Genomic DNA, 25,659 nt, shown 5'->3' on the forward strand with positions numbered 1-25,659 from the left:
TCCGTTTATCCGATAAAAACTCTCAGCCCTTCATGACTTCCTGCATCCGGCGGAAGAATTTCCCGCCCTGTCCGCCGCCATTGGCATATTCCTGCATTCCGGTTTCATCGAGTATCTGGTCAATATTTTCCGCAATCGCTTCTGCGCTGCGTTTTTCAACCGGCAGCCAGATGCCTTCGGTTTCCAGTATTTTTGCTGCGGCATAGCCGCCGGCACCGGCGGTCAATATGGTTTTGGATGGCGCGCCATCGCTGCACAGGTAAACCACCGCGGGGGTCACCGCTTCAGGGACCAGCATTTTCAATGCTTCTTCGGGCATGATGTCTTCGGTCATGCGAGTCGCGGCTACAGGTGAAATACAGTTAGTGTGAATCCCCTTGCCCGCACCTTCCTGATGCAATGTGTTCATAAAGCCGACCAACGCGAGCTTTGCTGCACCGTAATTGGCTTGCCCAAAGTTACCGTATAGACCGGTTGAGGAAGTCGTCATCACGATCCGGCCATATTGGCGTTCACGCATATGCTCCCACACCGCTTTGGTGCAATTGACACTGCCAGTCAGGTGGACATCCATGACGAAGTTGAAATCTTCCAGGCTCATTTTGTGGAAACTTTTATCGCGCAAAACACCGGCATTATTGACCAGAATATCAACATGGCCCCATTTTTCGATGGCATCCGCAACCATTTTTTCGACCGCAGGCATATCGGTGACGCTGCATCCAGCCGCCATAGCCACGCCGCCTTCGGCTTCAATTTCCGCTACCACCTGTTCAGCGACTGTTGCCGAACCGCCGGTGCCATCACGCGCGCCGCCAAAGTCATTGACGACAACCTTCACACCGCGCCGCGCCAGTTCCATAGCATGTTCCTTGCCAAGCCCTGCGCCTGCGCCGGTGACAATGGCTACGCGATCATTAAATTCTACTTTGCTCATGGGATTTTCGCCTCTCGCTTTAATATAGGATGAAATATTTGCTGCGATGGATGGGCAAACAAATCCAGCAAGTCAAGCGGTGGCGATTAGTTCATCGGTGCGGAATAACAGTTTCTTTCCTGCGCCCCTTGCGTGCCGTAGCGGAAGATGTGGTTAGGGGTTTATTCGGTTTTTTTGCCGTAGTTTTTATAGGCTTGGATTTTTTAGCGGCGCTGGTCTTCTTTGCCGCAGCCATAAGTGCGGCGAAACTTTTATCTGCCATAGCGATATAGGTGGCGGGGTCCGGCAACATGTCCCGGTCCGCCGTGATTGTCAGCATAACGTCGCCGTTATAGCTGGTCACAGTGTGGAATATGCCCATGCCATCGGTCGGCAATCCCATACCAAAACTGCGTTTCAGTTCGGAGCCGGCAAAATACATCGCGGCTGATGGCCCCGGCACATTGGTAACTACCGTGTTTATCTGCGGAAACGTCGTTTGGCCCAATCCCATGCGAGTGGCCAGCTTCGCTGCTGCGGCGGTCAAACCGGCAGGCATAGCACCGCTCAATTCCATCAAGGCTTTTGCACCGACCGCTTCGTTCATTTCTTTCGACCGGCTGGTTTCTCTGGCGACAAAGGCAAGCCGCTCAGCCGGATCCGCAATATGCGTTCCTAATCCGACCTGCATCATTGCGACCTGATTACCGCCTGCTGCATCGCCGTTGCTATCACGCAGGGACACAGGTGCACCGGCTTTCAACGTTACGTCCGGCAATTCACCTTTGCTGTCCAGATAGGCGCGCAGCGTTCCGCCGACGACCGTCAACATGACATCATTTACGGTAACGCCCGGATATGCGGAACGAATTGTCTTGATATCATTCAATGTAAACAGTGTCGCATCAAAGACCCGGTGCGGTGACATTTTCCGGTTCAACCGGGTTTTCGGCACTGCCGCGCCAGATCCTTTTTGCTGTTTATTATCGCGCGCAAAATTGAAAATCTGTTTGGGCACGGGCAAAAGCTTTCCCAAAGTTTTTAGCCCGCGAACCGGATTGGCGATATTGTTGATCTGCGCCAAAGCAAGCAGAGTCAAATCACCGGGCTTTGTCTCCGGCTGCCACTTCGTAGGCCATTGGCGCGGCGTCATCTTGGCATCAAGGTCGTGCAACGCCACGGTCATTTGCACCCCCGATTGCCCGTCCATGGCGGCATGATGAAATTTATGCAGCACGGCAAAGCTGCCCTTTGGCACGCCCTGCACATTGTCTAGCCCCTCTATGACGGTAAACTCCCACAGAGGCCGCTCCATATCCAGTGGCCGTGCATATATCCGGGCTGCCTGTATGCAAAGTTGCCGCCAGTCGCCGGGTTGCGGTAGCGCGATGTGACGGACATGATATTCAAGATCGAAATTTTCGTCCTCAATCCAATAGGGATGATCCAGATCCAGTGGCACACGCACCAGTTTTTGACGAAACATCCCCGCGCCATCCAACCGGCCTTCAATATAGCGTAATATATCCTTGAACCCGACCTTGCCCCCCGGAGCCGTGGCAGGATCATAAATTAGCATTTGGCCGATATGCATCGGTGTATTGCGCGTCTCCGTATAAGCAAACATCGCATCGAGCGCGCCCAATTGCTGCATTATCACTCTCCTTATGATCGGCCCCATGGATCGACCAATGATTCTTGTCGGGAAAGCTTAAATCAGATCAATCAAAGAAGCGAATCGCTTATGCCTGCAACCTCATAAAGTCTTGCGACGCAACCGCAGCGCGTTGCCGATCACCGAAACGGACGACAGGCTCATCGCCGCCGCCGCGATCATCGGACTTAACAATATACCAATCCACGGATAAAGAATACCGGCTGCGACGGGCACACCCAGACCGTTATAGACAAATGCGAAAAACAGGTTCTGGCGGATATTGCCCATGGTAAGCTGGCTCAGACGACGCGCCTTGACGATACCGTTCAAATCACCTTTCACCAAAGTTATGCCCGCGCTTTCCATCGCTACATCCGTGCCGGTGCCCATGGCAATACCAATATCGGCTTTCGCCAAAGCGGGGGCATCGTTAATCCCGTCCCCCGCCATAGCGACAATCTTGCCCGATGCCTGTAACTCACTGATTACACGATGTTTATCGGTTGGCGACACATTGGCATGGATTTCGTCAATCCCAATTTCACCGCCAACAGCTTTGGCCGTTGCTTCCGCATCACCGGTTAGCATGACCACGCGCATATCGGCCTCATGCAGATCCTTGATAGCCTGGGCCGTGGTGGATTTTATCGGATCGGCAACACCGATAAGGCCCGCCGGTTTGCCATCAATTGCAACAAACATTACTGTTTGCCCCTGCGAGCGGCCATCTTGTGCCTTGGCAGAAAGATTAGGGCTGAACGTCTCCATCCGTTCCATCATTTTCTCATTACCAATAGCAACGCGCCGACCATTTACAGTCGCTTCCGCGCCTTCCCCCGTGACCGACTGAAAATCATCGGCTGCTGCAAACGAAAGTCCACGATCCTTCGCGCCCGCCACAATCGCTGCCGCCAAAGGGTGCTCGCTGGACATTTCCGCCGCAGCGACAAGCGACAGCATCTCATCGGCTTCAAGCGAACCCTCTGGTTCAACCAGAACCAGTTTTGGTTTTCCCTCCGTCAATGTTCCGGTTTTATCGACAACGATGGTATCCACTTTTTCAAAAGTTTCCAAAACCTCGGCATTTTTGATTAAAATACCATTTTGCGCGCCTTTTCCCGTGCCAACCATGATTGACATCGGCGTTGCCAGTCCCAGCGCACAAGGGCAGGCGATTATCAGCACAGCAACCGCATTTACCAGCCCATATGCCAAAGCCGGTTCAGGTCCCCAGACAGACCAGATGACAAAAGTAACGATGGAAACTGCGACCACGGCCGGAACAAACAGGCCGGACACTGTATCGGCCAACTTTTGAATAGGCGCACGGCTCCGTTGCGCTTCTGCGACCATCTGCACGATTTTCGCCAATAACGTGTCTTTTCCAACCCGCTTTGCAATCATTTCAAAGCTGCCGGTTTGATTAACTGTCCCGGCAGTCACATCATCTCCTTGTGACTTGCTGACCGGCATGGGCTCGCCTGTTATCATTGATTGATCAATGGTACTGGAGCCTTTTGCAATTGTGCCATCAACAGGAATTTTATCGCCCGGCCTGACACGCAGACGGTCATTAGTGACCACGTCATCCAGTGCTATTTCTTCTTCCGAGCCATTGCCATCAATACGCAGCGCTGTAGGCGGAGCAAGTTCAAGCAACGCACGCAATGCACTGGTCGTTTGCCCTCGAGCTTTCAGTTCCAGCACCTGCCCCAGCAGAACAAGAGTGGTGATTACTGCAGCAGCTTCAAAATAGACCGCAACATTGCCATCAGGGTCCCTGAACGAGTTAGGGAATAGGGCCGGAAACACCGTCGCTATCAAACTGAACAGAAATGCAACGCCGACGCCAATACCAATCAGCGTGAACATATTCAGGTTCATCGTCCTTATGGATTGGTAAGCGCGGACAAAGAATGGCTTTGCGCCCCACACCACAACAGGAGCGGAAAGAAATAATTGCAGCCATTGTGAAAAGCTCGGAGGAATTAGCGCATCAAACGGCTTTCCCGGTATTAAATCACCCATCGCATAAATGAACAAAGGTATAGTGAACAGCGCGCTTATCCAGAAACGGCGGAGCATATCTATATATTCAGGGTCTGGGCCAGTATCGAGCGAGAATGTCTCAGGCTCAAGCGCCATGCCGCAGATCGGACAAGTGCCGGGCCCTTCCTGACGGATTTCCGGGTCCATGGGACAAGTATAAATTGTTCCGGCAGGCATAGGTTCCTGCGCGGACATGTGATCGCCAGACAAATATCGCTCGGGCTCGGCGGCAAATTTACTTTTGCATCCGGCAGAACAGAAATGATATTCTTTATCCTGATATTCGCTATGATGTACGGACTTGCCCGGATCCACTGTCATCCCACATACAGGGTCCATGACATCATGATTGCAACAGTCTCCATCATGCTGCCCTTTTTCAGGGCCGGCATATTGGTCATCTGCCTTGCCGTGACTTTTCTCAACCATGTGAACTCCTAATTTATAATCGGCGCCGCATCTTGGCGGAGTACTCTGCTAACGAATGATAACCAGTGCTTCATCAATATTGAGATATTGCCGCAGTAGAAGGGATGCTTTGTAAGCCGGCACAGAAACCAGAAAGCGAAAGAGAGCAAATTGCGCCCATTAGCGCTGCACTTTCTCAAACAAATCAATCAGCTCGCTGAATTTTTCGTTCTGCTCGGCCTCATCGCCGCTGGCAATTGCTTCTGCAACACAGCATGCCGCATGATCTTTTAATACTGCGCTCTCCACCTTGGTTATGGCGGAGCGCACCGCCTGAATTTGATGCAATATATCAATGCAATAGCGATCTTCCTCGACCATTTTGGCGATACCGCGCACCTGACCTTCAATACGCTTGAGCCGGTTGATCTTTTTCTCGGGACTTTTTGTAGTCATGAAATCATCGCCTTTGCATACCTGTGGGGGGTATATAAGAAAATTCATCCTAAAAAGCAATAATCGGTATTTTGGAGCCGAAGATTATAACAATAAGTGCGGTGTATTTCGCCTTTAAACTTCTCTGCATCGCCCTGTGTCTTCATAGGTTTGTCAGTCTGTTTTGACAAAAATATGGACTATCGCCGAAAATGCCTGATTTGAAATAATTAGCCTTTATGATAGTCAAACAGCTTGCCCGATAATCGCGTCTGATAATCGGATAATATCGTCATCCCGTGCAGTTGTGTCGCACGAGATTGATTTTGGAGGAGGAAAAAAATGTCTGTCGTTACCACTGAGAAGCATGGAAATATATTGGTGATCGTTTCGAATAATCCTCCGGTCAATGCACTTGGTGCTGCGGTTCGTCAGGGATTGGTTGACGGTATAGAAGAAGCATTGTCGGATGATGCGATTGAGGCTGTGGTTATCCGCTGTGAGGGTCGGACATTTTTTGCCGGTGCAGATATTACCGAATTTGGCAAGCCGATGAAGGGGCCTAATCTGGGAGAGGCGCTGGATCGAATGGAGGCCAGTAGCAAGCCTGTTATTGCGGCTATTCATGGCACTGCCCTGGGCGGCGGGTGCGAGGTGGCTTTGGCCTGTCATTACCGGGTTGCGGTGCCATCGGCGAAAATCGGCTTGCCAGAGGTGAAACTCGGGCTGATCCCCGGTGCCGCCGGAACCCAGCGTTTGCCGCGGGTTGTGGGCGCTGAAGCGGCCTTGCCGATGGTGGTGATCGGCAATCCGATTTCTGCAAAAAAAGCCCAAGAAATTGGTCTCGTCAACAAGCTAGTCGGGGAAGACAGTCTGGCCGACGATGCCATCGCATTCGCACGGGAGCAGATTGGCACAATGCCGCCACGCTCTTCCGAAGGAATGGCCAATGAAGATGGTATCAGAAATCCGGCTATATTCGACGAATTCCGCCAGAAACACGCTCGCAAAATTCGTGGCTTTGATGCACCCGAAGCAGCTATCCAGGCAGTCAAAGCAGCAGGCGAACTTTCTTACGCAGATGGCGTGAATAAAGAGCGTGAACTGTTTATGAAACTGATGTCCGGAACGCAGTCCGCTGCTATGCGCCACTATTTCTTTGCCGAACGCGCAGCTAATAAAATTGACGGTATCGACCCTAAAATCGACCTCATCCCGATCAAGAAAGTCGGTATTCTTGGGGCTGGAACAATGGGCGGCGGTATCGCAATGAACTTTCTTTCCGCCGGTATTCCAGTAACCATTGTCGAGTTGAAAGAGGAAGCGCTTGACCGCGGTGTTGGCGTGATCCGCAAAAATTATGAAAATACCGCCAAACGGGGCCGGATGACGGAGCAGCAGGTAACCGCTGCAATGGATATTCTGACGCCCAGCTTGTCTTATGACGATCTGGCCGATTGTGATCTGGTCATCGAAGCGGTCTTTGAAAATATGGATGTCAAAAAAGAAGTATTCATCAAACTTGACGGCATTGTAAAGCAAGGCGCGATCCTCGCCAGCAACACCAGCTATCTGAATATTGATGAAATTGCCGCCGTGACCAAGCGGCCCGAATATGTGCTGGGCTTGCACTTTTTCTCACCTGCCAATGTCATGAAATTGCTGGAAATCGTGCGCGGAGAAAAAACCGCTGATGACGTGTTGATGACCGCGATGAAGCTGTCCAAAAAAATCGGTAAGGTTGCTGCTGTTTCCGGCGTTTGTCCCGGCTTTATCGGCAACCGGATGCTCAGCCCGCGTCAGGAACAAGCCAATCTGATGATTATGGAAGGCGCGAATTACTGGGAAGTTGATGATGTGCTACTCGATTTCGGCTTTCCGATGGGGCCGTTCCAGATGTCCGATCTGGCGGGCGTTGATATTGGCTGGCACCGAGATCCCGAACGCATTGAAACCTTGCGCGATGCCCTGTGCGCTGCTGGACGCTGGGGCCAGAAAGTCGGCAAAGGTTTTTATGATTATGATGAAGCGCGTCAACGGACGCCCTCTGATGAGGTCAAAAAAATCATTGCCGATTTCGCTGCCAAAGCAGGCAAGGAGCAACGTGACATTTCAAAAGACGAAATCCGCGAACGGCTGCTCTACCCGATGGTTAACGAAGGCGCGAAAATCCTTGAAGAAGGCATGGCACAGCGCGCGAGCGACATCGATGTCGTCTGGATCAACGGCTATGGGTGGCCGCTATATACGGGTGGTCCAATGTTCTGGGCCGACACGGTCGGTTTGGACAAAATCGTCGCCGGTTTGGAAAAACATGGATTGCCGGTTGCAGATATGCTCCGGGAAAAAGCAAAATCGGGCAGCAAATTCAACGACTAGCCCGACTGATTAGGAGAGAATCATTTGTCAACGCAAGCTATAGACCCACTGGAAAAATGGGCGCCCGCTGAAGGATGGCCCGTTCGATCGCTTAAAGAGGTCAAAGAAATATTATGCGCGCCGGGTCAGCCGTTTGAAATGGAAATGGTTGATATTGACGGCGTAGCGACTCGTGTGTGGAAAAATGCTTTTCCCAGTCTGGCCGCCATGGCTGAACATGCACGCGGTCACGGGGACAATGAATTCCTGATCTACGAAGATGAGCGTGTTACCTATGCAAACTGGTATCGCGCGGTCGCCAATCTGGCCGTAGAGCTTCAAAATCTTGGCGTTTCCAAGGGTGACCGGGTGGCGCTGGCCATGCGTAATTTGCCCGAATGGCCGGTGATATTCTTTGCCGCCACGTCAATCGGGGCCATTGCTGTCCCGTTAAATGCATGGTGGACGGATCAGGAGCTGGTTTTCGGATTGGAAAATTCCGGAGCCATTGTGTTATTGTGTGATAGCGAAAGATGGGACCGCGTTTCGCCGCACTTGTCACAACTACCGGATATGAAACATATCATCGTCGCACGCAGCCCCGCCAAGCTGGACGAACCGGCTCGTTCGCTTGAAGATATTATCGGCCTTCCGAATGATTATGCCAGTCTGCCGGATATTGATCTTCCGGCAACAGATATTGCTCCCGATGATCCGGCGACTATTTTTTATACCAGCGGCACCACGGGTCAGCCAAAGGGCGCTCTTGGAACGCATCGTAACCTGACCACCAATGCTATAACCGTTGCATATTCCGCCGCGGCAGCGGCTTTGCGTCGTGGAAATGAAATGCCTGAGCCTACTATCCGGGTCGGATTAACCGTTGTGCCGATGTTCCATTGCACCGCTTGTTCCGCAATCATGATGCCGACCGTTCAAGGCGGGCATAAAATGATTTTCTTGCATAAATGGGACACAGTGCGGGCCATGGAAATTATTGAACGGGAAAAGGTCAATGCAACGGGCGGCGTGCCCTTTATCGCATGGCAATTGATAGAACATCCGGATCGGGAAAAATTTGACCTGAGTTCCATAGACGCCATCAGTTATGGCGGAGCGCCTTCTGCGCCGGAACTGGCCCGCAAGATTTATGAAGTTTTTGGCGCACTACCTGGTAATGGCTGGGGCATGACCGAAACAATGGCAACGGTTACTTCAAACAGCGCCGAGGATTATCTTAATCGTCCGACCAGTTGCGGTCCGCCCGTGGCGGCAGCCGATCTTAAAATAATGGATAATGATGCCCTCACCGAAATGCCAATTGGCGAAATAGGCGAACTATGGGCGCGTGGCCCGATGGTTGTGAAAGGATATTGGAACCGCCCCAATGCGACCGCCGAAACCTTTGTCGATGGGTGGGTCCGTACAGGCGATCTGGCGCGACTGGATGAGGAAGGCTTTTGTTATATTGTTGACCGAGCAAAAGACATGATTATCCGTGGCGGAGAAAATATCTACTCGTCAGAGGTTGAAGATGTTTTATATGATCATCCGGCTGTAATGGATGCCGCATTGGTCGGCATAGACCACAAAGCACTGGGAGAAGAACCGGCCGCTGTCGTCCAGCTTGTAGAAGGGAAAACCGCCACCGAGGCGGAATTGCAATCATGGGTGCGTGAACGGTTGGCCAATTTCAAAGTGCCGGTAAAGATCCTGTTCCGTCCCCAAGGCTTACCCCGTAACGCCAATGGTAAAATATTGAAGCGCGAGCTGAAATCCCTCTTTTGAGGGTCAGCCGCTTTTCGGTGTCACGCGAAGAAGGCCCTCCTGAACCGCTGATGCGACCAGCTTGCCGTCCTGTGTATAAAGAGAGCCACGGTTAAGACCGCGCGCATTACCGGCCCAATCGCTATCCATCACATAGCATATCCATTGATCGACCCGGAAATCATCATGGAACCACATGGCATGATCAAGGCTGGTGGAAAATAATCCGGGCGTGGTCCAGTTTAATCCATGCGGGATCATCGCCGTTGACAGCAGTCCCATATCCGATGCGAAGGCCAGTGCCGCACGGTGGGTAAGCGGATCATCCGGCAACGGCGTAGCGGTTTTGAACCATTGATATTGATGGGCCGTCCGGTCTTTGCTTTGTGGTCCTGCGCTGCGAATTTCAAAGGGTCGCGGCGTGCTCATCCGAACTATATGATCATCAGAGATGTGCGGATTGCGGGCAATAGCTTCCATCGCACCCATGCATTGATCTGGCGGTAAAATATCAGCGCCCAAAGGCACTTGATGATGGAACCCCTCGGCGGGCTTTTGAAACGAAGCGGTCAAGTTGAATATGACTTTTTCATTCTGTCGCACCACAACCCTGCGATTGGATATGCTTCGTCCATCAAAGTCGCGGTGAACGCGGAAATGGAGTGGTTTTGTTTCATCACCGGCCCGCAAAAAATAAGCGTGAAGTGAATGAATATTTTTCTCATCGTCCACTGTTCGGTCCGCCGCCACAATAGCTTGAGCAATCACCTGCCCGCCGAAAATGCGCTCCCGGCTGGTTGAACTCAAAGCGGGAAACAAAAATTCGTCATCAACATCCGCCGCCGTGAGATCAAGGGTGCGGAGCAATCCGGTTACAAGCTTTTGCGGTGACACGGAGGAGAAGTGGCCCAAAGCTTCCGATAACCGGCGCTCGACCTGTTCGTCTGATAGTTTTTTCAAAACTGCTGTTATTCCTTAAGAGATTATAGGCTTAAAAATCCGGTTGTTCAGGGGTATATTTCGAACAGTCCGGCACCGCCTTGTCCACCGCCGATGCACATGGTTACAACGCCCCATTTTGCTTTGCGGCGGCGTCCTTCCTGCAACAGATGTCCGGCACATCGCGCACCCGTCATGCCAAAGGGATGGCCAATCGAGATAGAGCCACCGTTGACATTATATTTATCTGGATCAATGCCCAAGCGGTCGCGGCTATAAAGACACTGGCTCGCAAAGGCTTCATTCAGCTCCCAGATATCAATATCGTCAATCGTCAGCCCCTGCCGTTCCAACAGTTTTGGCACAGCGAAGACGGGTCCGATACCCATTTCATCCGGTTCGCAACCCGCAACGGCCCATGAAACAAAACGGCCCAGTGGTTCCAGCCCGCGCCGTTCCGCTTCTTTGGCTTCCATCAACAGGACAGCAGCAGCCCCGTCTGACAATTGGCTGGCATTACCGGCTGTTACATATTTGCCTTCACCCATGACCGGCGGTAATTTGGCGAGACCTTCCAATGTCGTATTGGGGCGATTACATTCATCGCGGTCGACCGTATAATCAACAATGCTTTCTTCCTTGGTTTCCTTGTCGACCAGTTTCATTTTGGTCTGCATCGGGACAATTTCATCGGCGAAAAGACCCGCTTCCTGCGCCGCAGCCATGCGCTGCTGTGATTGCAGGGAATATTCGTCCTGATATTCGCGGCTGATATTATAGCGTTCTGCCACAATATCAGCTGTGTCGATCATCGGCATGAAAATCGCCGGAGCAATTTTCAGGATTTCATCGTCGATACTGCCTTCCGGAGCTCTTGCGCCCTGCATCGAGATGCTTTCAACGCCGCCCGCAACAACGCAATCTGCGCCGTCGCCGCGAATATGGTTGGCAGCCATTGCAATAGCCTGCATGCCCGACGAACAGAACCGGTTTATGGTGGCGCCCGCCGTAGTTTTGGGGAGCCCGGCCAAAAGCGCAGCATTACGCCCGATATTCGGAGCACCATGCGCGACATTGCCCATCAGGCTATCGTCAACAAAATCCCCTTCAACGCCCGATTTGGCAACCGCATGTTTAATCGCATGTGCAGCCATTGTCATCGGCGGCGTGATATTAAAACCACCACGCCCTGCTTTAGCCAGCCCGGTTCGGGCATAAGATACGATGACTGCTTCACGCATGTTTAACTCTCCATCTGATTATCAAGATATTTGATTGACGTCTCAATTAATCGTTTGACTAAGTGAATTTGAGAGCTTGTCAAGTTGACCACGCGTTCGAAACAATAAACATAGCGGTGCGATCCTGGTTCAGCTGATGAAGTATACGTGGCTATCGCTTTCCATATTCAACGCTCGCCTTCGCAGCAAGGTGTATAATGTCAGTCATTTATAGTCCAAAAGAAACGCTACCTGCCTTCCTTCAGTTTAATGCGTCGGGAATATTTCTTATAGGTCGCTGCTGTTATAGGTCATTACAATTTTCCCAAATCATGCGGCTTACCAATTTCGCCGATTTCACATTCTAGTGCATCACGGTCCCAGTCTCCGGTTTCAGCAGCTGCAACATAGGTCGATTGCAAAAACTCCATCAGCATAGTCCCTGGATCGTCCGCCTTGCGTACCGCCTCGTAGGATAGCAGATATTCGCCTAGGTCATCATCCCAATATGCCGCATCGGGTGTAACTGATTGATCCTTGAAATTATCCGGGACGGGATAGCAATAAGAGTAAAACATTGGCTCACCCTTGCCCTGTCCCGGCCAGAAACCGGCAGAAGACACTTCATGGCTATAGGCTTCTCTTGTTACATCATCCGGAAGGTTGGGGATGCCGCCGGGATGTATCGGTGCGGTGCGTCCAGAAAAGCGCGTGACGGCCAAGTCAAAGGAGCCCCAAAACAGATGGACCGGGGAAACTTTGCCGCAGAATCCTGTACGGAATCGCGAAAACACCTGTTCTATCGAGACCAGTGCGCGATGAAATTTCCAGACAGCATCGGCATCATAAGGGCGTGTTTTTGTATCGACCTCAAAAGGCGTAGCATCTTCAAGCTCATTTGGCGCACCATGTATGTCGAACGTCCCGTCCACAGCTTCAATCGCTTTGGCTAACCGTCTGTTAAAATCGGCAATGCTCATGGCCTCCAGCGGAACTGTGGATTTTTTGCCCGATATACATTCCACGACCAGAATATGATCGTGGAAATCCAGCGAAACTGAAATGCTACTATTCCCGTCCGGCACTGGCCCTGTGGTTAGACCACGGGGCGTCACATATAATGTGGCATGCCAACTGTGATTGATCCATGGCGTATGGGATAGTCGATATTTACCGACAATCTGGGTCCATAAATGTAGAGCATTGCATGTGCTTTCCCAGTTATCGAAAGGGATTGCGGGCCAATTCAGCGTATCCTTTGTCATAAAATTGCTTCCATATCTTGCCGCTCAAGTGCTTTTTTAACGCCCGCATCGGTCTGTATGTTTTCACGGAACTTTTTGAGCGCTGGATAATCATCAATCGAAAGCAGTGTTTGGTCGAGCCACCGTGTCAAAACGTATAGAAATGCATCCGCAAATGAACGTTGGCCAAGATACCATTTGCCGCCATTTTCTGATAGCTGATCATTTAGATGCTTATATTGGCGGTCGAGTTTTTCGTATGTTTTGCGCTTGACTTCATCCTGTGCAGCCTCGCTGTCGGCAAAGTTTCCTGTGCCGAAATGGCCACCATAAGTCGCATGGACTTCCGATGTCATATAGGACAATGCTTCTGCTTCCTTGCGGCCTAGCTCGGTATCGCGAGCAAATTCTGCTGAGCCATGCTTTGCCCCTAGCCACGAAAGAATTGCTGCTAATTCTGTCAGCACAGAGCCATCTTCAAACCGGATGGCTGGCACCTTGCCTTTTGGATTTATTTCGAGATAGGCGTCTTTCTTGTGATCGCCATAGGCCATATTTTCTACGTCAACCGGAGCGTCCAGCCACGCTACAGCAATATTGGCTGCAAGCGAGCATGTTCAGGGCATTGTGTATAAGGTTGGCACTGTAACTCTCCTTGATTTATGATGGAGGCCTTTTGCAATAGAGACAGCCTCCTGTTCTCACCGCACTAAACCAACGAACTGGCGTCAAAGTGGTTGCAAGCAAGGGAATTATCGCCGGGAATCCAGGCTGATTGGCCCTGATCCTGCAAAAACAAAATAGAGGAACAGAAAGCTGTACAGGATGGCTGCATCACCGCCATTGTTCACTGGAAAGAAATTATGGGAAGCATGTCCTATGAAATAGGCAGCGGCCATTGTGCCCGAAGCAATAAATGCAGCGGGACGTGTAAACAGCCCCAACGCTAAGAGAGCGCCCGCGACGAGTTCGATGATACCGGCATAAGCACCCGGTCCATCAAACGCCCATCCCGAGCCAGCGCGCTCACCACCGGGAAAGCCCAGAAATTTTTGCGTTCCATGTGCAAAGAAAAGAAGCCCGGACATGATACGAAGCACGCTCAGCATGATGGGAGCGCGTCCAGTTAGCTTTATATCGGTCATAATAATCTCTCTGAATATATGGCAATAATATCATTGCTCAAAGCGTTCGATCCATGCGCCAAAGGCATCAATAAATTTCTGGAAAAAGTCGCGGCTGCGGTCTGTCTGGAACTCGCCTTTCTCGTCGAACATATCATAGGCACCACCTACATAGGCTTCGGGCTGTTGAAGGATCGGCATATCAAGGAAAACCAGCGATTGGCGCAAATGGTGGTTGGCGCCAAATCCACCAATATTGCCCGGAGAAACGCTCATTATCGCTGCTGGCTTTTTCTCCCAAACGCTTTGGCCATAAGGACGCGAGCCCACGTCGATAGCGTTTTTCAAGACGCCGGGAACAGAGCGGTTATATTCAGGAGTTACAAACAGCACCGCATCCGCTTGCGATACTATCTTGCGAAAGCGTTTCCAAGGGGCAGGCGCATCGGCAGTATCAATGTCCTCATTATAAAGCGGCAAATCCCCAATCTCGATAAAGTTAAATTCCAGATTATCGGCAGCCAGCCGGCCAAGCGCCTTTGCGGATTTGCGGTTGACGGATTCTTCACGCAAACTACCGACGATGACAGCAATTTTGTAATTTTTTGACATTTATAATTCCTTTTCAAATGATCATTTGGTTAAATTGTATCGACAAGAACGATCTCGGTGTCTTCCAGCGCTTTAATCTCGATTGTCTCGATATCCTCAATCGCAACGCCGTCACGCTCGTTGGCGAACTCTCCGCCAACCATCATGCTCCCCGTCGCCGCGACAAGATAAGCCTTACGACCCTCCTTTAATGTCCAGCTAGCCGTTTCGCCTTCTTTCAGCGCTATACCGGCAACCTGTGCATCAGCGCGGATCATTAATGCGTCCCTGTCTTCATCCAGTCCGCTTGCAAGGATGGTCCAGTTTCCGGTCCGATCATCTTTCGGAAACGGTTTCGCGCCCCAGCGGGGTTCACCACCTTTCGATCTTGGCTCAATCCAGATTTGGAAGATGCGTGTTTTTTCATCTTCCATATTATATTCGGAATGAGCTATTCCGCTGCCTGCCGACATAACCTGAACATCCCCCGCTTCGGTCCGGCCTTCATTGCCCAGATTGTCTTTATGGGTGATTGCGCCCTCGCGGACATAAGTAATAATTTCCATGTCACGATGAGGGTGCTGAGGAAAACCGGATTGCGCTGCAATCTCGTCGTCATTCCACACGCGCAAATTTCCGAAACCCATGCGCGCTTCATCAAAATAATTCGCAAACGAAAAATGGTGGCGTGCGTTCAGCCAACCATGGTTGGCGGCGCCAAGTGTATCAAAAGGTCTGATGTCGATCATATTTTTATCTCCATATCATTTGAAAACTATATAGAGCTTGCAGAATGTTCTGATAACCCGGATAAAGTTGCACAAAATGTTCGAGGAGATTGTATAGTGAATATAGGTAGCCCTACGCTTGATCAGCTCCGTATCTTTCTAACGGTGCATGACGAGGGCAGCTTTAATGCTGCCGCGCGTAAAATGGGTCGCGCGGTTTCGGTAATCAGCTATGGTATCAGCGCATTGGAAGCGCAGCTTGGTATCAGTCTATTTGATCGCGAGGGGTCGCGACGACCAGAGATAACCGATGCAGGGCGGTCCTTGCTGGCTACGGCGCGCGCAGTGATTGAAGAAACGGACAATCTGATTGCGCGTGTACGCAGTATCAATGAGGGTGTTGAAACAATAGTGTCTATCGCCTTGGATGTCATGGTCCCATTCGCTACCGTTTCAGCTATTCTCCGCGAATTTCATCTGGCATTTCCGCTAGTCGATTTGCGTCTACACGTTGAGGCTCTGGGGGCTGTCGCTGCTCTAGCGCTCGACGGCGTCGTGGATTTGTCAATAGCCGGTCCCGAGGTGTTGGATTTGCCTGAGCTCGACTACAAGGAAATTGGATGCGTGGAGCTGGTTCCTGTGGCGGCTCCCGATCACCCACTCGCCCAGATGCGTGAGATTCGGTCCGGTCAGGCTAGCAATTACCTTCAGCTCGTTTTGACCGACCGCTCAGACTATACCAAAGGACAGGAGTTTTCAGTTCTCAGCCCGCGAAGTTGGCGTCTTTCCGATCTGGGCGCAAAGCGTGAACTTCTGATTGGCGGAAGTGGATGGGGCAATATGCCATATCACGCCGTAGAAAATGACATAGAAGCAGGACGTCTTGCCATAATTAAATTACCGGAAAGCACCAATGTCGATTATCGTCTCCATGCGCTTTGGCGAAAAGACCGTTTACCGGGGCCTGCGACCACATGGCTAATGGAGGCATTTGAACAGGCGCTATAGGCCTGTCCGGAAAATCATCTTCATAAGAGCGTTGCGTTTCATCAGATTCCGGTTTAATTGACCGATTAAATCAACCAGCAGAAAGCAGATTATGACCGAAGCCTATATCATCGACGCTGTCCGCACTCCTCGCGGAATTGGCAAGCCCGGCAAGGGCGCACTCTCTCACCTCCATCCACAGCATCTGGCCGCTACAGTGCTGACAGCAATCAAGGATCGTAACGATCTGAACACAGCCGAAGTGGACGATATCATCTGGTCCACCTCGACCCAGAAGGGCAAGCAAGGCGGCGATTTGGGCCGCATGGCCGCTCTTGCCGCCGGTTATGATACAAAAGCATCCGGCACCACTCTTGACCGTTTCTGCGGCGGGGGGATCAGCTCGGTCAACTTTGCAGCCGCAACAGTGATGTCGGGCATGGAAGATTGCGTCATCGCTGGCGGGACCGAAATGATGAGCTATACTTCCCAAATCATGGCCGAAGAAGCCAATGCCGGAATCAAGCCTCTCGGCATGGGGTCGGGCAATGCCGCACTTGATGCCATCCACCCACAGTCACACCAAGGCGTATGCGGCGATGCGATCGCAGAAATGGAAGGTATCAGCCGGGAAGCATTGGACGCGCTGGCTCTGGAAAGCCAGAAACGCGCAGCGACCGCGATCGCGGAAGGGCGTTTCGATAAGTCTTTGGTTACCGTTCATAACGAAGATGGCAGCGTTGCTCTCGATCATGAAGAATTTCCGCGCCCCCAGACAACAGCAGAAGGACTGGCCGGACTCAAAGCCAGTTTCAGCACATTAAAAGATTTCGATCTTGGCGGAGGCGCGACATTCGCACAGCAGATCAAACGGGTTTATCCGGACCTTGAATGGGAAGGCGTACATCATGCCGGAAATAGCTCGGGCGTTGTCGATGGCGCTGCGGCCTTGCTAATTACATCGAAAGAATATGCTGATAAAAGCGGCCTGAAACCCCGTGCACGCATCGTCGCTTATGCCAATGCAGGTGATTGCCCGACACTTATGCTGAATGCCCCGGTTCCAGCCGCGAAGAAAGTCCTCGAAAAAGCAGGATTGAGCAAGGATGACATTGACGTTTGGGAAATTAACGAGGCTTTTGCTGTGGTTGCTGAAAAATTCATCCGCGACCTCGAATTGCCGCGAGAGAAAGTCAATATCAACGGCGGAGCATGTGCGCTTGGCCACCCGATTGGTGCAACAGGATCAATCCTGATCGGCACCGCTCTTGATGAACTGGAACGCTCAAAGGGCCGCTATGGCCTAGTCACCATGTGCGCAGCAGGCGGCATGGCTCCGGCTATTATAATCGAACGTATCTGACAATGATACTCAAGCCCCCGGCCATATCTGGCTTGGGGCTTGGGTCTAAAGAAATAAGTTAATAACAACCCGAATCATAACCAAGGGCTATGTGCTGACTTTATAAACTATTTAGGAGCGCAAGAAGAGTATAAATGGTGCCAGAAGAGGACTCGAAATATTGCAATAACCCACTGATTTATATATATAAATATAACTAGTGAATCAATAAGGCCCCCAAAAAAGCCCCTATGATGGTGTTATGTCATTGTGAACTCTCATTTTTTATCGATCAGACGTGCACGTTTTCGCAAATAGGCACGTAGAGTAGCAGCGCCTGTCTCAGGACGGAAGCTTCCACGCAATAATCCATAGCAATGAAACCTCTTTAACTAAGCCGCGTCACTCAAATCGGTTTTATGCCCTCGCACATTTACCAGGATCACGTGAAAGAGGGTTAAGGAGATCACCATTTCGGCTCATTATCCTGGCTTGATGTTGGGGTGATATCCGAATTTTTAACAGCTAATCGTTCTGAAAGATCTTTAATAAATAAAGTCTCATAATAGCTACCAGATTCTGACTCAGCTTCTTTAAGCCAGTTACTCATTTCTTCTTTTGAAGCCATATCATCACAGCCGGCAAAACGTCCTTTAATCCTCTCTTTTACATAATTTACTATTGCCGCTTGACGACCTTGTGCAGCTGATTTTTTCCAATATTTTTCGGTAATGCATAAATCGGCTGGAGCACCTTCACGCTGATAATTTACAAATACCCCATAGACAAATTGGGCTTGCCTATAGCCATTATCCGCTGCAGTTTTCATTTCTCTAATGCTGTTATTTCTCTCGCCGCTATAAAATAACATGCGCGCATATTGATATCGGATCCGCATATTATCAGGCTCAGCTTCGCTCGCCTTGTGGCAGGCATCAATTGCTTTAGGCAAATCAATTTCGGCTTTCACATGAGGTGGTCCAATACTATCAGGATCATCCGGATGAGCCGCTACAGCATCACAAGCTGCCACCAAATCCGCTGAGGACGGAGTATTCGCGACAGCCAATGGAGCAGCTAGGCACAAGCCAATACCCGTCAGTATCAACGCAGACGAATGCGATACTTTGTTTTGAGTAAACATATTTGCTTCCCTAAATTAGAAATCATAGCTCAAAGTCACACCAAACTGACGCTTTCGCGCAAGCGGAACTTGAAATCCGCGCTCTAGTGTTGTCGACCCAGGAACATTATTCTGAGCAGGATTTGCGTTAACATACTGAGGGACATTGAGGTTCAATTGATCGACCCAACGGATGACGGTACTTGGTGTTCGATCATCTGTCACATTATCAATAAAGAAAGTAGCTTTCCAATTGTGACCTTGAATACCTGCCCTCAAATTTACCAGATATTGATCTCCAGTCGATGCCAAATTATAAATCTGCGCAAACTTCTCTTCATTATAAGCAGCGTCTATCCTGGCAAAGAAATCGAGGCTCGTTGAAACTGGTCGTATATAATTAACAAATGCAGAGGCTTGGTTTTTGGCAACATTCGGTACTAGTTTACCAGCAACAGAGGGATCACCAAAAAGATCCCCTGCTTCAGCATCATCAAACTTCACAAAGGTGGCATCGTTTAAAGAATATGAGACACCAGCAGTCAGTTCATCAGAAAAACGTCCTTGCAGCTCTATCTCCACGCCCTTCACCTCTGTGGTACCAGCATTAACGATATAAGATCTCGTCGAGCTATCGGGGAATGTGAAGGACGTACTTAATTGCTGATTACTCCAATCAACGTAATATGCAGCGAGGTTCAGGGTTAAGCGGTTGTTAAAGAAACTATTTTTTGATCCGATTTCATAATTCCAGCTAGTTTCTTCCTCAGCAAATTGCACCTCTACAGGAAACCGTGGATCAGAGTTAAAGACACCGGGCTTATTACCCTTTGCGACGGTGCCATAAATCATGGAATTATCACTGATGTCATAGTCTATAGTGAAGCGGGGAGTGGTGGATGTAAACTTACGCTCTGCCAACACTCCAGTGGCTTTCTTATAATTGCCAATCGTGTCTTCAGCGTAGCGAATTTCTGCTGATGCCGCCAAACGGTCAGTGATATCCCAGTTAATCGAACCAAAAACAGCTATATTATTTATACGATCTGTACCAGAATCTATCGTTGGCGCTGTATCATCAAAATGCCGCTCCTCCAACGGGCGACGGCGCTGATAATATGCACCTCCAACCATAACGTCAAAAGCATTAGAAATACGAGGTGACTGGACACGAAGCTCAGTGAAGATTTCTTCACGCTCCCCTACCTCGTTCCGTAAAACAGCTCCAGACCGAACACCATTATTTGGCGGACGCAAATATCCAGGAGCGCCAGGAACAGTCGTGCGACCTAAAGCGGTTGCCCCCTGATATGTGGAGTCATGTACAAACTCGGTCTTTGTTTTAAAATAACCGCTGTTCGATGTTATCGTAAAGTCACCGATTTTATAATCTATAATAAGAGAACCACGGTAACTATTTCGTGAGAGACCGATATCCCCATCTAGACTGGCCAAATCAAGAGTGACCTCATCAAACTCTTTAACCTTGCCGCAATAATATTGACGGGGAGAGTCAAGATAACAATTATTGGCAAAACGATCTTGGGTAACGATGGCGGGATGATCGTCTCTATCGCGTATGTAGCCACCACTCAATAAAATCGAAAGATCGCTTGAGGGACGAAATTCGAGTGATCCATTAAGGTTAAGACTTTGCTCCCCACCAACCCTCTGATTGTCAAGCGAGTTACGATACATACCGCCAAAATCATAATAGCGTGCGTGCGCTGTATAGAATATCTTGTCCTCAACTATAGGTCCACGTGACAGAAAATTAACTTCATAATCGTTATGCGTCGCTAGACGGGCAGAAACAGAATTACGAAAGTCATTCGAACCCCTTTTTGTTATTAGATTAATCGCTCCTGCAAATGTTGATCGACCATATAGGGCTGCCTGGGGACCTTTAATTACTTCAACGCGTTCAACCAGGTCGAAGGGGAAAGAAAGAATGGACTCAGAATATGGCACTCCATCAATAAATATTTGAGCGTTTGGCTCTCCTAAAATATTACCCATTCCACGAATAACTGGTCGACTTGAACCGCCCTGCGTTCCATATCTGTTCGCACGGTCAAGCTGTACACCTGGTGTGAAATCCGAAACTGCGGCGACATCCCTCACCCCTTTACGCGAAATGTCTTCAGCAGTCACAACAGATACCGCAAGTGGCACGTCCTGCAGTTTTTCATCCCGCTTACGGGCAGTTACCACAATTGCATCGGAGTAAATATTCTCACCAAGCTCTTCAGAGCTCTGCTGCGCGCTCGCCGCACCACCAACGGTTAACATAGCAACAGCCAAGACTGCGCCAGACACAGTGTTATAAATATTTTTCATTACACGCTCCCTAAAGACCAAATTTTATTAATTGATATATGTCTATATCAATTAATATCGTTGACAGGGGTAATGTCAATTAAAAATATATTCCTTGCATTTTAGTGCTAAAATCTGGGCTCTGCTGAGTACCAGGCGCCTCACATAACCATCGCAAAATATAGAATTCTAGAAATTCGCAAATTGCTAAACTCACAAATTAGTAAAGTATCCCAGAAGCGGATTATGGTAACTCTTGCGCTCGAGGATCTAACAAAATTCGTAGAGTGCGCATCAGCAAGGCATCCGTTTCCGCCTGACGCTGCAAAGCGATTTCGCCCTCATATTGGATATCCCTTAATTTTTTAACGTTTTCTCCACGGGATTCCGCAACCAGTCGCTCAAGCCTGTCAATCCTGTCATTAGCGACCGACAGCTCCACAAGTAACGCTAGGGCAATATTGAGAGTTTCTTCTGCCTCCCGGCTGCCAAGACTCTGCGGGCGACTGCCACGCGCAGACTGGATCAACGCGGCGATTGCCTGAACTTGGTTCGTCATCAGAAAGGCTTCCGTCCGCTAATCACATACCAGCGACTATTGGCTAGGCCCTGCAGTGTAGTAAGATCATGCTCTATTACAGAACCCTCCGAAAAACCGGCGGAGATCATGTCACTATATAGGTCTGCTTGAGCATAGGTGCTCCAGTGCGCCTCACCGTTATAATGCGTATCCCAGTCGCGTTCAACTTCATGTATGGGTGTAGGCTGATTACGTATGGGAACGTCTTGATGTATTACAATTCCCCCAGGACGGACCAGACGGAAAGATTCACGAAACATTGCTCGGCGCTTTTCTTCTCCAATTTCGTGCATCAGGTTATGTGAAACAACGAAATCAAAACTACCATCCTCAAATTTCATGGCTGAGGCGTCCATCTGATGAAAATGCACAGCCACCCCAAGTGATTCCGCTCGTGCATGAGCATAGCGCAACATGCCGGCCCCAAGATCGACAGCATGAACCTCAGTATCACGCCATTTGTCGGCATATGCAGCTGAGGCAGCACCAGCAGAGCAGCCAATATCGAGTATTTTTTTTGGGATAAAGCCATTGAACTCTTGCTCAAGTAGACGAGTGATGACTGCTGCTTTGCTGTCGTTTCGACCAATTCCTTGTCCAAAAGAAAAAACATTGCCGCCGCATTCATAGAGCGCACCCGACACGATATCTATGTCACTCTTATTTAGCGCATACCCCCCGGGCTGGAGGTGAATGTCAATATCTGCGACTTCCGGTGACGGATTATATAGCGGATCGAGCGACAAGCTACCAAGCTTGTCATCGCGTTCTACAAGCTCTTTAGCCACCTGCTCCATTCGCTGTAAATCACGATAGATCGGCTCTCCCACTGACACCCAGATCATTTCCTGTGCGGCTCGGTTTACAGCGCTCCACATTCGGTAAGAGGGGGACAACATGAAGGCTTCACGTATCTCCTCAGTTGAATGTGGTTGACGCCCATAGCACTCCGCAAATGCCGGCGCAGCTTCGCTCTCGAACAATTTAACATTACGTGGTCTAACTTTATTATTCAGTAATCGGCGAAGCGATACAACAGCATTCTGCCTACACAATTCGTCAACATTCGTTTCAGGTAGAACAGCATGATGGATATCCCGAACTTTCACTTTCTTACCCCTTATTATCCTGAAAGACGATCAAGTCACCAATACAATATGACTTATATAAATTACAATTCAAACTGACTCTATCAACTCGATTAATTCACCTGCCATCCCCGTTAAAACTAGTGATCTGCGACCACCATAGCATACACCTTTAGATATATTTACTGGCCCATCCGCTAACTTTATATAGGGCTCGAGATCATCAACCTCAAAACTCACAATTGCATTTCCAGGTGGCAGATGCCCATCTGCTCGCGAACGAGGGCCGGCAATGAAATCAAGTCCAGTGGGATATTCATCAAGTTCGATAAGGTTGCCATGCTGTGCCATACCAATAGCGCTTAGAAAAATTTCGTGATCAGCTCCCAAACCTTGGGCTTGTTGCAAAATCGCAACTTTACTCTGACGTACTGGCCTTTCACGTAGTTGAAAGTTATCAACATACCATCGCAGCATAGGATCAAACTCGCCTCCTGCAGCAACAACTATGAATGGCCGGCCGACGAAGCCAGATGGCTGGGGCAAAATCGATTTATTACGATCGCCGGTCTCCATTGTAAAATACAGACACTCCCCGCCCAAACCTTCAACCTGCATAGCAACGATTGAGGGCATGAATTGCAATGGTGCAGGGCCAGCGAGATGCCGAAAAGGTGATTTAGATAAGCGGTCTGCTAAGTGATAAACATCGTCTACTATGATCTCGAAGGCTGCCCAGCCAAAGCTAGTCAATGGACGATATCCCATGACAGACGGTCCTTCAATTAGCCTGATAAAGACATTATCTTCATTCTGCGGAACCAGTGTGCAAAAAGCTGCACCGCATGCAGCGGGAGTGTTCCAACGCGCAGCAAGTGCTTTATCTATAAAGCCACTTTCCACCAATCTATAATTAAGTAATTCCCTATAACAGTTTTGAGCTGCTATCATGTCTGGAACGGTAGATGTTATAGAACTAATTCGAAGCAGTTGAGGTTGCGAATCAGTGGTCCAGTCACTCATATTTCAAATCCCCCCTTACCTACGCCTACGTATATAAGGAAGTATTTGTTATAAGTCTATATCAATTCTTTGAATTGCCGTCTACCTCGCCAGTGTGCGATGATCTCAAACCATGAGGAGAATCGAGATCCAGACGAATCTGATAACGATCAGGTCGAAATTGGGCAAAAATATGCTGAACCGGCTGCCCGTGTATATCAAAAACTGTTCTGGTAACCCTTAGTATGGGCGATCCAATACCGACTTGTAAGCTGGACGAAAGAGGAGGGTCAGCGCACGTAGCTGAAATCGTCTGATGCGCTGCCCCTATTTCTGCCCCGGCATCTTCTAGTAACGCAAGCATCGACATCGTCTTGAGCTTCTTTCGTGTCATGCTTTTAGCGAACCGAGAAGGAAGGTAGCTAACAAAATGTCCTAGTGGCAAGCCATCAAGCCAACGGTCAAGTGCGACCCGAAACACAGGTGTCTCAATAGGTAGTTTGAGTACCTCATTAATAGGCGGCTGAGCAGACACCATCTCCGTTTCAAGAAATTTCACTTCTGTTGTGTGTCCGAAATCAAGTTGTGACTGTAATAATTGATGAATGTTGCCCTGGATCGGACTCGCCGGTGAACGGTAGATCACGTGAGTGCCTACCCGGCGCTTACGTTCAACGAAAGAATTATCAGCCAATTCGTCCAGAGCTCGGCGCGCGGTAATTCGAGAGACATCATATTCTTCGGATAATTCATGCTCAGTTGGTAAGCGTGAACCCAAAGGACGCTCCCCACTCGTAATCTCTTCTCGCAATTGGAGATATATCTGGTGATATAAAGGCACGGCCTGTTTGCGGTCTACGGCGGCATTGCTATCGATCTTATCGTTCACTAGTTCAGCCTTCTTATTTGAAATGGTAAGTTGAGCTAAAGATGTATTTTTCTATGTCTTTTATGAATTTAAATTCCAAGAAGGATATACACATGATTTCATTTAAACCAGTGCTAACCGCCGCCATTGTTCGCACTGCACTAGAGGCAGCAATCGCAGCGGCTCAGACTGAACAACATAATATGAGTGTCGCAATCGTCGATGAGGGAGGGTATCTTTTTTGCTTGCAACGCATGGATAATGCAGGACTTATGACACCCAAGGTAGCTGGCGACAAAGCCCGGACCGCAGCATTATTGCGTGCGCCAAGCCGTATGCTCGCTGACCGTGTCACCACCGATGTAGCGTTACTTCGCTTGACGGATTATTTGCCAATGGCCGGCGGTTTACCAATAATCATACAAGGCCATTGTGTAGGGGCCATAGGTGTGTCAGGCGGAACCCCTGAGCAGGATGAGCGGGTCGGTCAAGCTGGACTGGCGGCGTTGCAGTTGGATTAAGCAATCGGACTAACAGGCAGGCACATAGCGAACGAGAAAAGTTCCGTATGAACCCAAAAAGGTTCGCGACGTGCCTGTATTACAAAGAAAGCGCCGCTGTCTGATATAGCCAATACACATCTACCTCAATTCTTGCCGCAAAAATATGAACGGCAACATTGAGAGCTGGCAGTATTATCAATCATCCTGCATCGGCTAGGAATTATGCGGAGAAAGCGCTTATGGTTACCGCTATAGCAGTGAAGCACTGCACGATAACCAAGACAAGCATCCCCAGTTCAGCAATCAGCATCGCATAATTATTTCTAAGATGTCTGACAAACTATTTTCCGCTGTATAATCCTGCGCTATCTTGCCAGCAAAGACACAGTAGATTCCCGCCAACTTTCTCGC

At 49.7% G+C, this 25,659-nt stretch carries 22 protein-coding genes and 1 pseudogene; 5 read left to right on the forward strand and 18 right to left on the reverse strand.

Going from position 1 to position 25,659, the window contains the following annotated elements:
- Positions 1–22 precede the first annotated feature (22 nt).
- The 4 genes from AB1K62_RS08000 to AB1K62_RS08015 all read right to left on the reverse strand — a co-directional run bounded on the left by AB1K62_RS08000 (position 23) and on the right by AB1K62_RS08015 (position 5,486).
- Positions 23–937: an SDR family NAD(P)-dependent oxidoreductase gene (locus AB1K62_RS08000; protein WP_367002738.1), complete on the reverse strand. Its 915-nt coding sequence runs from the start codon at positions 935–937 to the stop codon at positions 23–25.
- 91 nt (positions 938–1,028) lie between these two features.
- On the reverse strand, positions 1,029–2,570 hold the full coding sequence (locus tag AB1K62_RS08005) for a wax ester/triacylglycerol synthase family O-acyltransferase (RefSeq protein ID WP_367002740.1): 1,542 nt from the start codon (positions 2,568–2,570) through the stop codon (positions 1,029–1,031).
- 102 nt (positions 2,571–2,672) lie between these two features.
- Entirely contained in the window at positions 2,673–4,961 is a 2,289-nt protein-coding gene (locus AB1K62_RS08010; protein ID WP_367002813.1) for a heavy metal translocating P-type ATPase, read from the reverse strand.
- 249 nt (positions 4,962–5,210) lie between these two features.
- On the reverse strand, positions 5,211–5,486 hold the full coding sequence (locus AB1K62_RS08015; RefSeq protein ID WP_367002742.1) for a metal-sensitive transcriptional regulator: 276 nt from the start codon (positions 5,484–5,486) through the stop codon (positions 5,211–5,213).
- Between the two features lie 321 nt (positions 5,487–5,807).
- On the opposite strand from AB1K62_RS08015, the gene AB1K62_RS08020 reads away from it, so the two are divergent.
- Together AB1K62_RS08020 and AB1K62_RS08025 are read left to right on the forward strand one after the other, a co-directional pair.
- Positions 5,808–7,844 (forward strand): 3-hydroxyacyl-CoA dehydrogenase NAD-binding domain-containing protein, encoded by a 2,037-nt coding sequence (locus tag AB1K62_RS08020; protein WP_367002744.1) that lies wholly within the window; start codon positions 5,808–5,810, stop codon positions 7,842–7,844.
- A gap of 24 nt (positions 7,845–7,868) precedes the next feature.
- Positions 7,869–9,611 carry a class I adenylate-forming enzyme family protein gene (locus tag AB1K62_RS08025; RefSeq protein WP_367002745.1) on the forward strand — a complete coding sequence of 581 codons (1,743 nt, stop codon included), beginning with the start codon at positions 7,869–7,871 and terminating at the stop codon, positions 9,609–9,611.
- 3 nt (positions 9,612–9,614) lie between these two features.
- Here AB1K62_RS08025 and AB1K62_RS08030 read toward each other — a convergent pair whose 3' ends face one another.
- From AB1K62_RS08030 to AB1K62_RS08065, 8 genes and pseudogenes are all read right to left on the reverse strand, one after another.
- The gene (locus AB1K62_RS08030) at positions 9,615–10,550 is read right to left on the reverse strand and encodes an acyl-CoA thioesterase II (RefSeq protein WP_367002747.1); all 936 of its coding nucleotides are present in this window, start codon (positions 10,548–10,550) and stop codon (positions 9,615–9,617) included.
- A gap of 47 nt (positions 10,551–10,597) precedes the next feature.
- A complete protein-coding gene (locus AB1K62_RS08035; RefSeq protein ID WP_367002748.1) occupies positions 10,598–11,770 on the reverse strand; it encodes a thiolase family protein in 1,173 nt (390 codons plus the stop codon).
- Positions 11,771–12,063: 293 nt separating this feature from the next.
- Positions 12,064–13,014, reverse strand: coding sequence for a DUF5996 family protein (locus AB1K62_RS08040; protein ID WP_367002750.1), 951 nt, complete (start codon positions 13,012–13,014; stop codon positions 12,064–12,066).
- Positions 13,011–13,349 (reverse strand): glutathione S-transferase family protein, encoded by a 339-nt coding sequence (locus AB1K62_RS08045; protein WP_367002814.1) that lies wholly within the window; start codon positions 13,347–13,349, stop codon positions 13,011–13,013. Before AB1K62_RS08045 ends, AB1K62_RS08040 begins: the two co-directional genes overlap by 4 nt.
- Before the next feature lie 72 nt (positions 13,350–13,421).
- A pseudogene (locus AB1K62_RS08050) lies at positions 13,422–13,595 on the reverse strand (glutathione S-transferase N-terminal domain-containing protein); the annotation flags it as partial.
- A gap of 150 nt (positions 13,596–13,745) precedes the next feature.
- Entirely contained in the window at positions 13,746–14,138 is a 393-nt protein-coding gene (locus tag AB1K62_RS08055) for a DoxX family protein (protein ID WP_367002751.1), read from the reverse strand.
- Between the two features lie 30 nt (positions 14,139–14,168).
- Complete coding sequence (locus AB1K62_RS08060) at positions 14,169–14,729, reverse strand: NAD(P)H-dependent oxidoreductase (protein WP_367002753.1); 561 nt, start codon at positions 14,727–14,729, stop codon at positions 14,169–14,171.
- Between the two features lie 29 nt (positions 14,730–14,758).
- Positions 14,759–15,457: a pirin family protein gene (locus AB1K62_RS08065; protein WP_367002755.1), complete on the reverse strand. Its 699-nt coding sequence runs from the start codon at positions 15,455–15,457 to the stop codon at positions 14,759–14,761.
- A gap of 96 nt (positions 15,458–15,553) precedes the next feature.
- Between AB1K62_RS08065 and AB1K62_RS08070 the strand changes: the two genes are divergently transcribed.
- Both AB1K62_RS08070 and AB1K62_RS08075 read left to right on the forward strand, forming a co-directional pair.
- On the forward strand, positions 15,554–16,444 hold the full coding sequence (locus AB1K62_RS08070) for a LysR family transcriptional regulator (RefSeq protein WP_367002757.1): 891 nt from the start codon (positions 15,554–15,556) through the stop codon (positions 16,442–16,444).
- A gap of 91 nt (positions 16,445–16,535) precedes the next feature.
- Positions 16,536–17,786, forward strand: coding sequence for an acetyl-CoA C-acetyltransferase (locus AB1K62_RS08075; RefSeq protein WP_367002760.1), 1,251 nt, complete (start codon positions 16,536–16,538; stop codon positions 17,784–17,786).
- A 445-nt stretch (positions 17,787–18,231) separates the two neighbouring features.
- Here AB1K62_RS08075 and AB1K62_RS08080 read toward each other — a convergent pair whose 3' ends face one another.
- The 6 genes from AB1K62_RS08080 to AB1K62_RS08105 form a co-directional block, all read right to left on the reverse strand.
- The gene (locus AB1K62_RS08080; RefSeq protein ID WP_367002762.1) at positions 18,232–18,909 is read right to left on the reverse strand and encodes a hypothetical protein; all 678 of its coding nucleotides are present in this window, start codon (positions 18,907–18,909) and stop codon (positions 18,232–18,234) included.
- Between the two features lie 15 nt (positions 18,910–18,924).
- Positions 18,925–21,228 (reverse strand): TonB-dependent receptor, encoded by a 2,304-nt coding sequence (locus AB1K62_RS08085; RefSeq protein WP_367002763.1) that lies wholly within the window; start codon positions 21,226–21,228, stop codon positions 18,925–18,927.
- 223 nt (positions 21,229–21,451) lie between these two features.
- The gene (locus AB1K62_RS08090) at positions 21,452–21,766 is read right to left on the reverse strand and encodes a hypothetical protein (RefSeq protein ID WP_367002764.1); all 315 of its coding nucleotides are present in this window, start codon (positions 21,764–21,766) and stop codon (positions 21,452–21,454) included.
- Entirely contained in the window at positions 21,766–22,896 is a 1,131-nt protein-coding gene (locus AB1K62_RS08095) for a class I SAM-dependent methyltransferase (protein ID WP_367002766.1), read from the reverse strand. Before AB1K62_RS08095 ends, AB1K62_RS08090 begins: the two co-directional genes overlap by 1 nt.
- A gap of 69 nt (positions 22,897–22,965) precedes the next feature.
- Positions 22,966–23,898, reverse strand: a complete 933-nt coding sequence (locus AB1K62_RS08100; RefSeq protein ID WP_367002768.1) for a hypothetical protein — start codon at positions 23,896–23,898, stop codon at positions 22,966–22,968.
- Positions 23,899–23,959: 61 nt separating this feature from the next.
- A complete protein-coding gene (locus AB1K62_RS08105) occupies positions 23,960–24,766 on the reverse strand; it encodes a GntR family transcriptional regulator (RefSeq protein WP_367002770.1) in 807 nt (268 codons plus the stop codon).
- A 92-nt stretch (positions 24,767–24,858) separates the two neighbouring features.
- Between AB1K62_RS08105 and AB1K62_RS08110 the strand changes: the two genes are divergently transcribed.
- Positions 24,859–25,266: a heme-binding protein gene (locus tag AB1K62_RS08110; RefSeq protein WP_367002772.1), complete on the forward strand. Its 408-nt coding sequence runs from the start codon at positions 24,859–24,861 to the stop codon at positions 25,264–25,266.
- The last annotated feature ends 393 nt before the right edge of the window (positions 25,267–25,659 follow it).

The sequence above is a fragment of the Parasphingorhabdus sp. JC815 genome (assembly GCF_040717415.1).
Classification (GTDB): domain Bacteria; phylum Pseudomonadota; class Alphaproteobacteria; order Sphingomonadales; family Sphingomonadaceae; genus Parasphingorhabdus.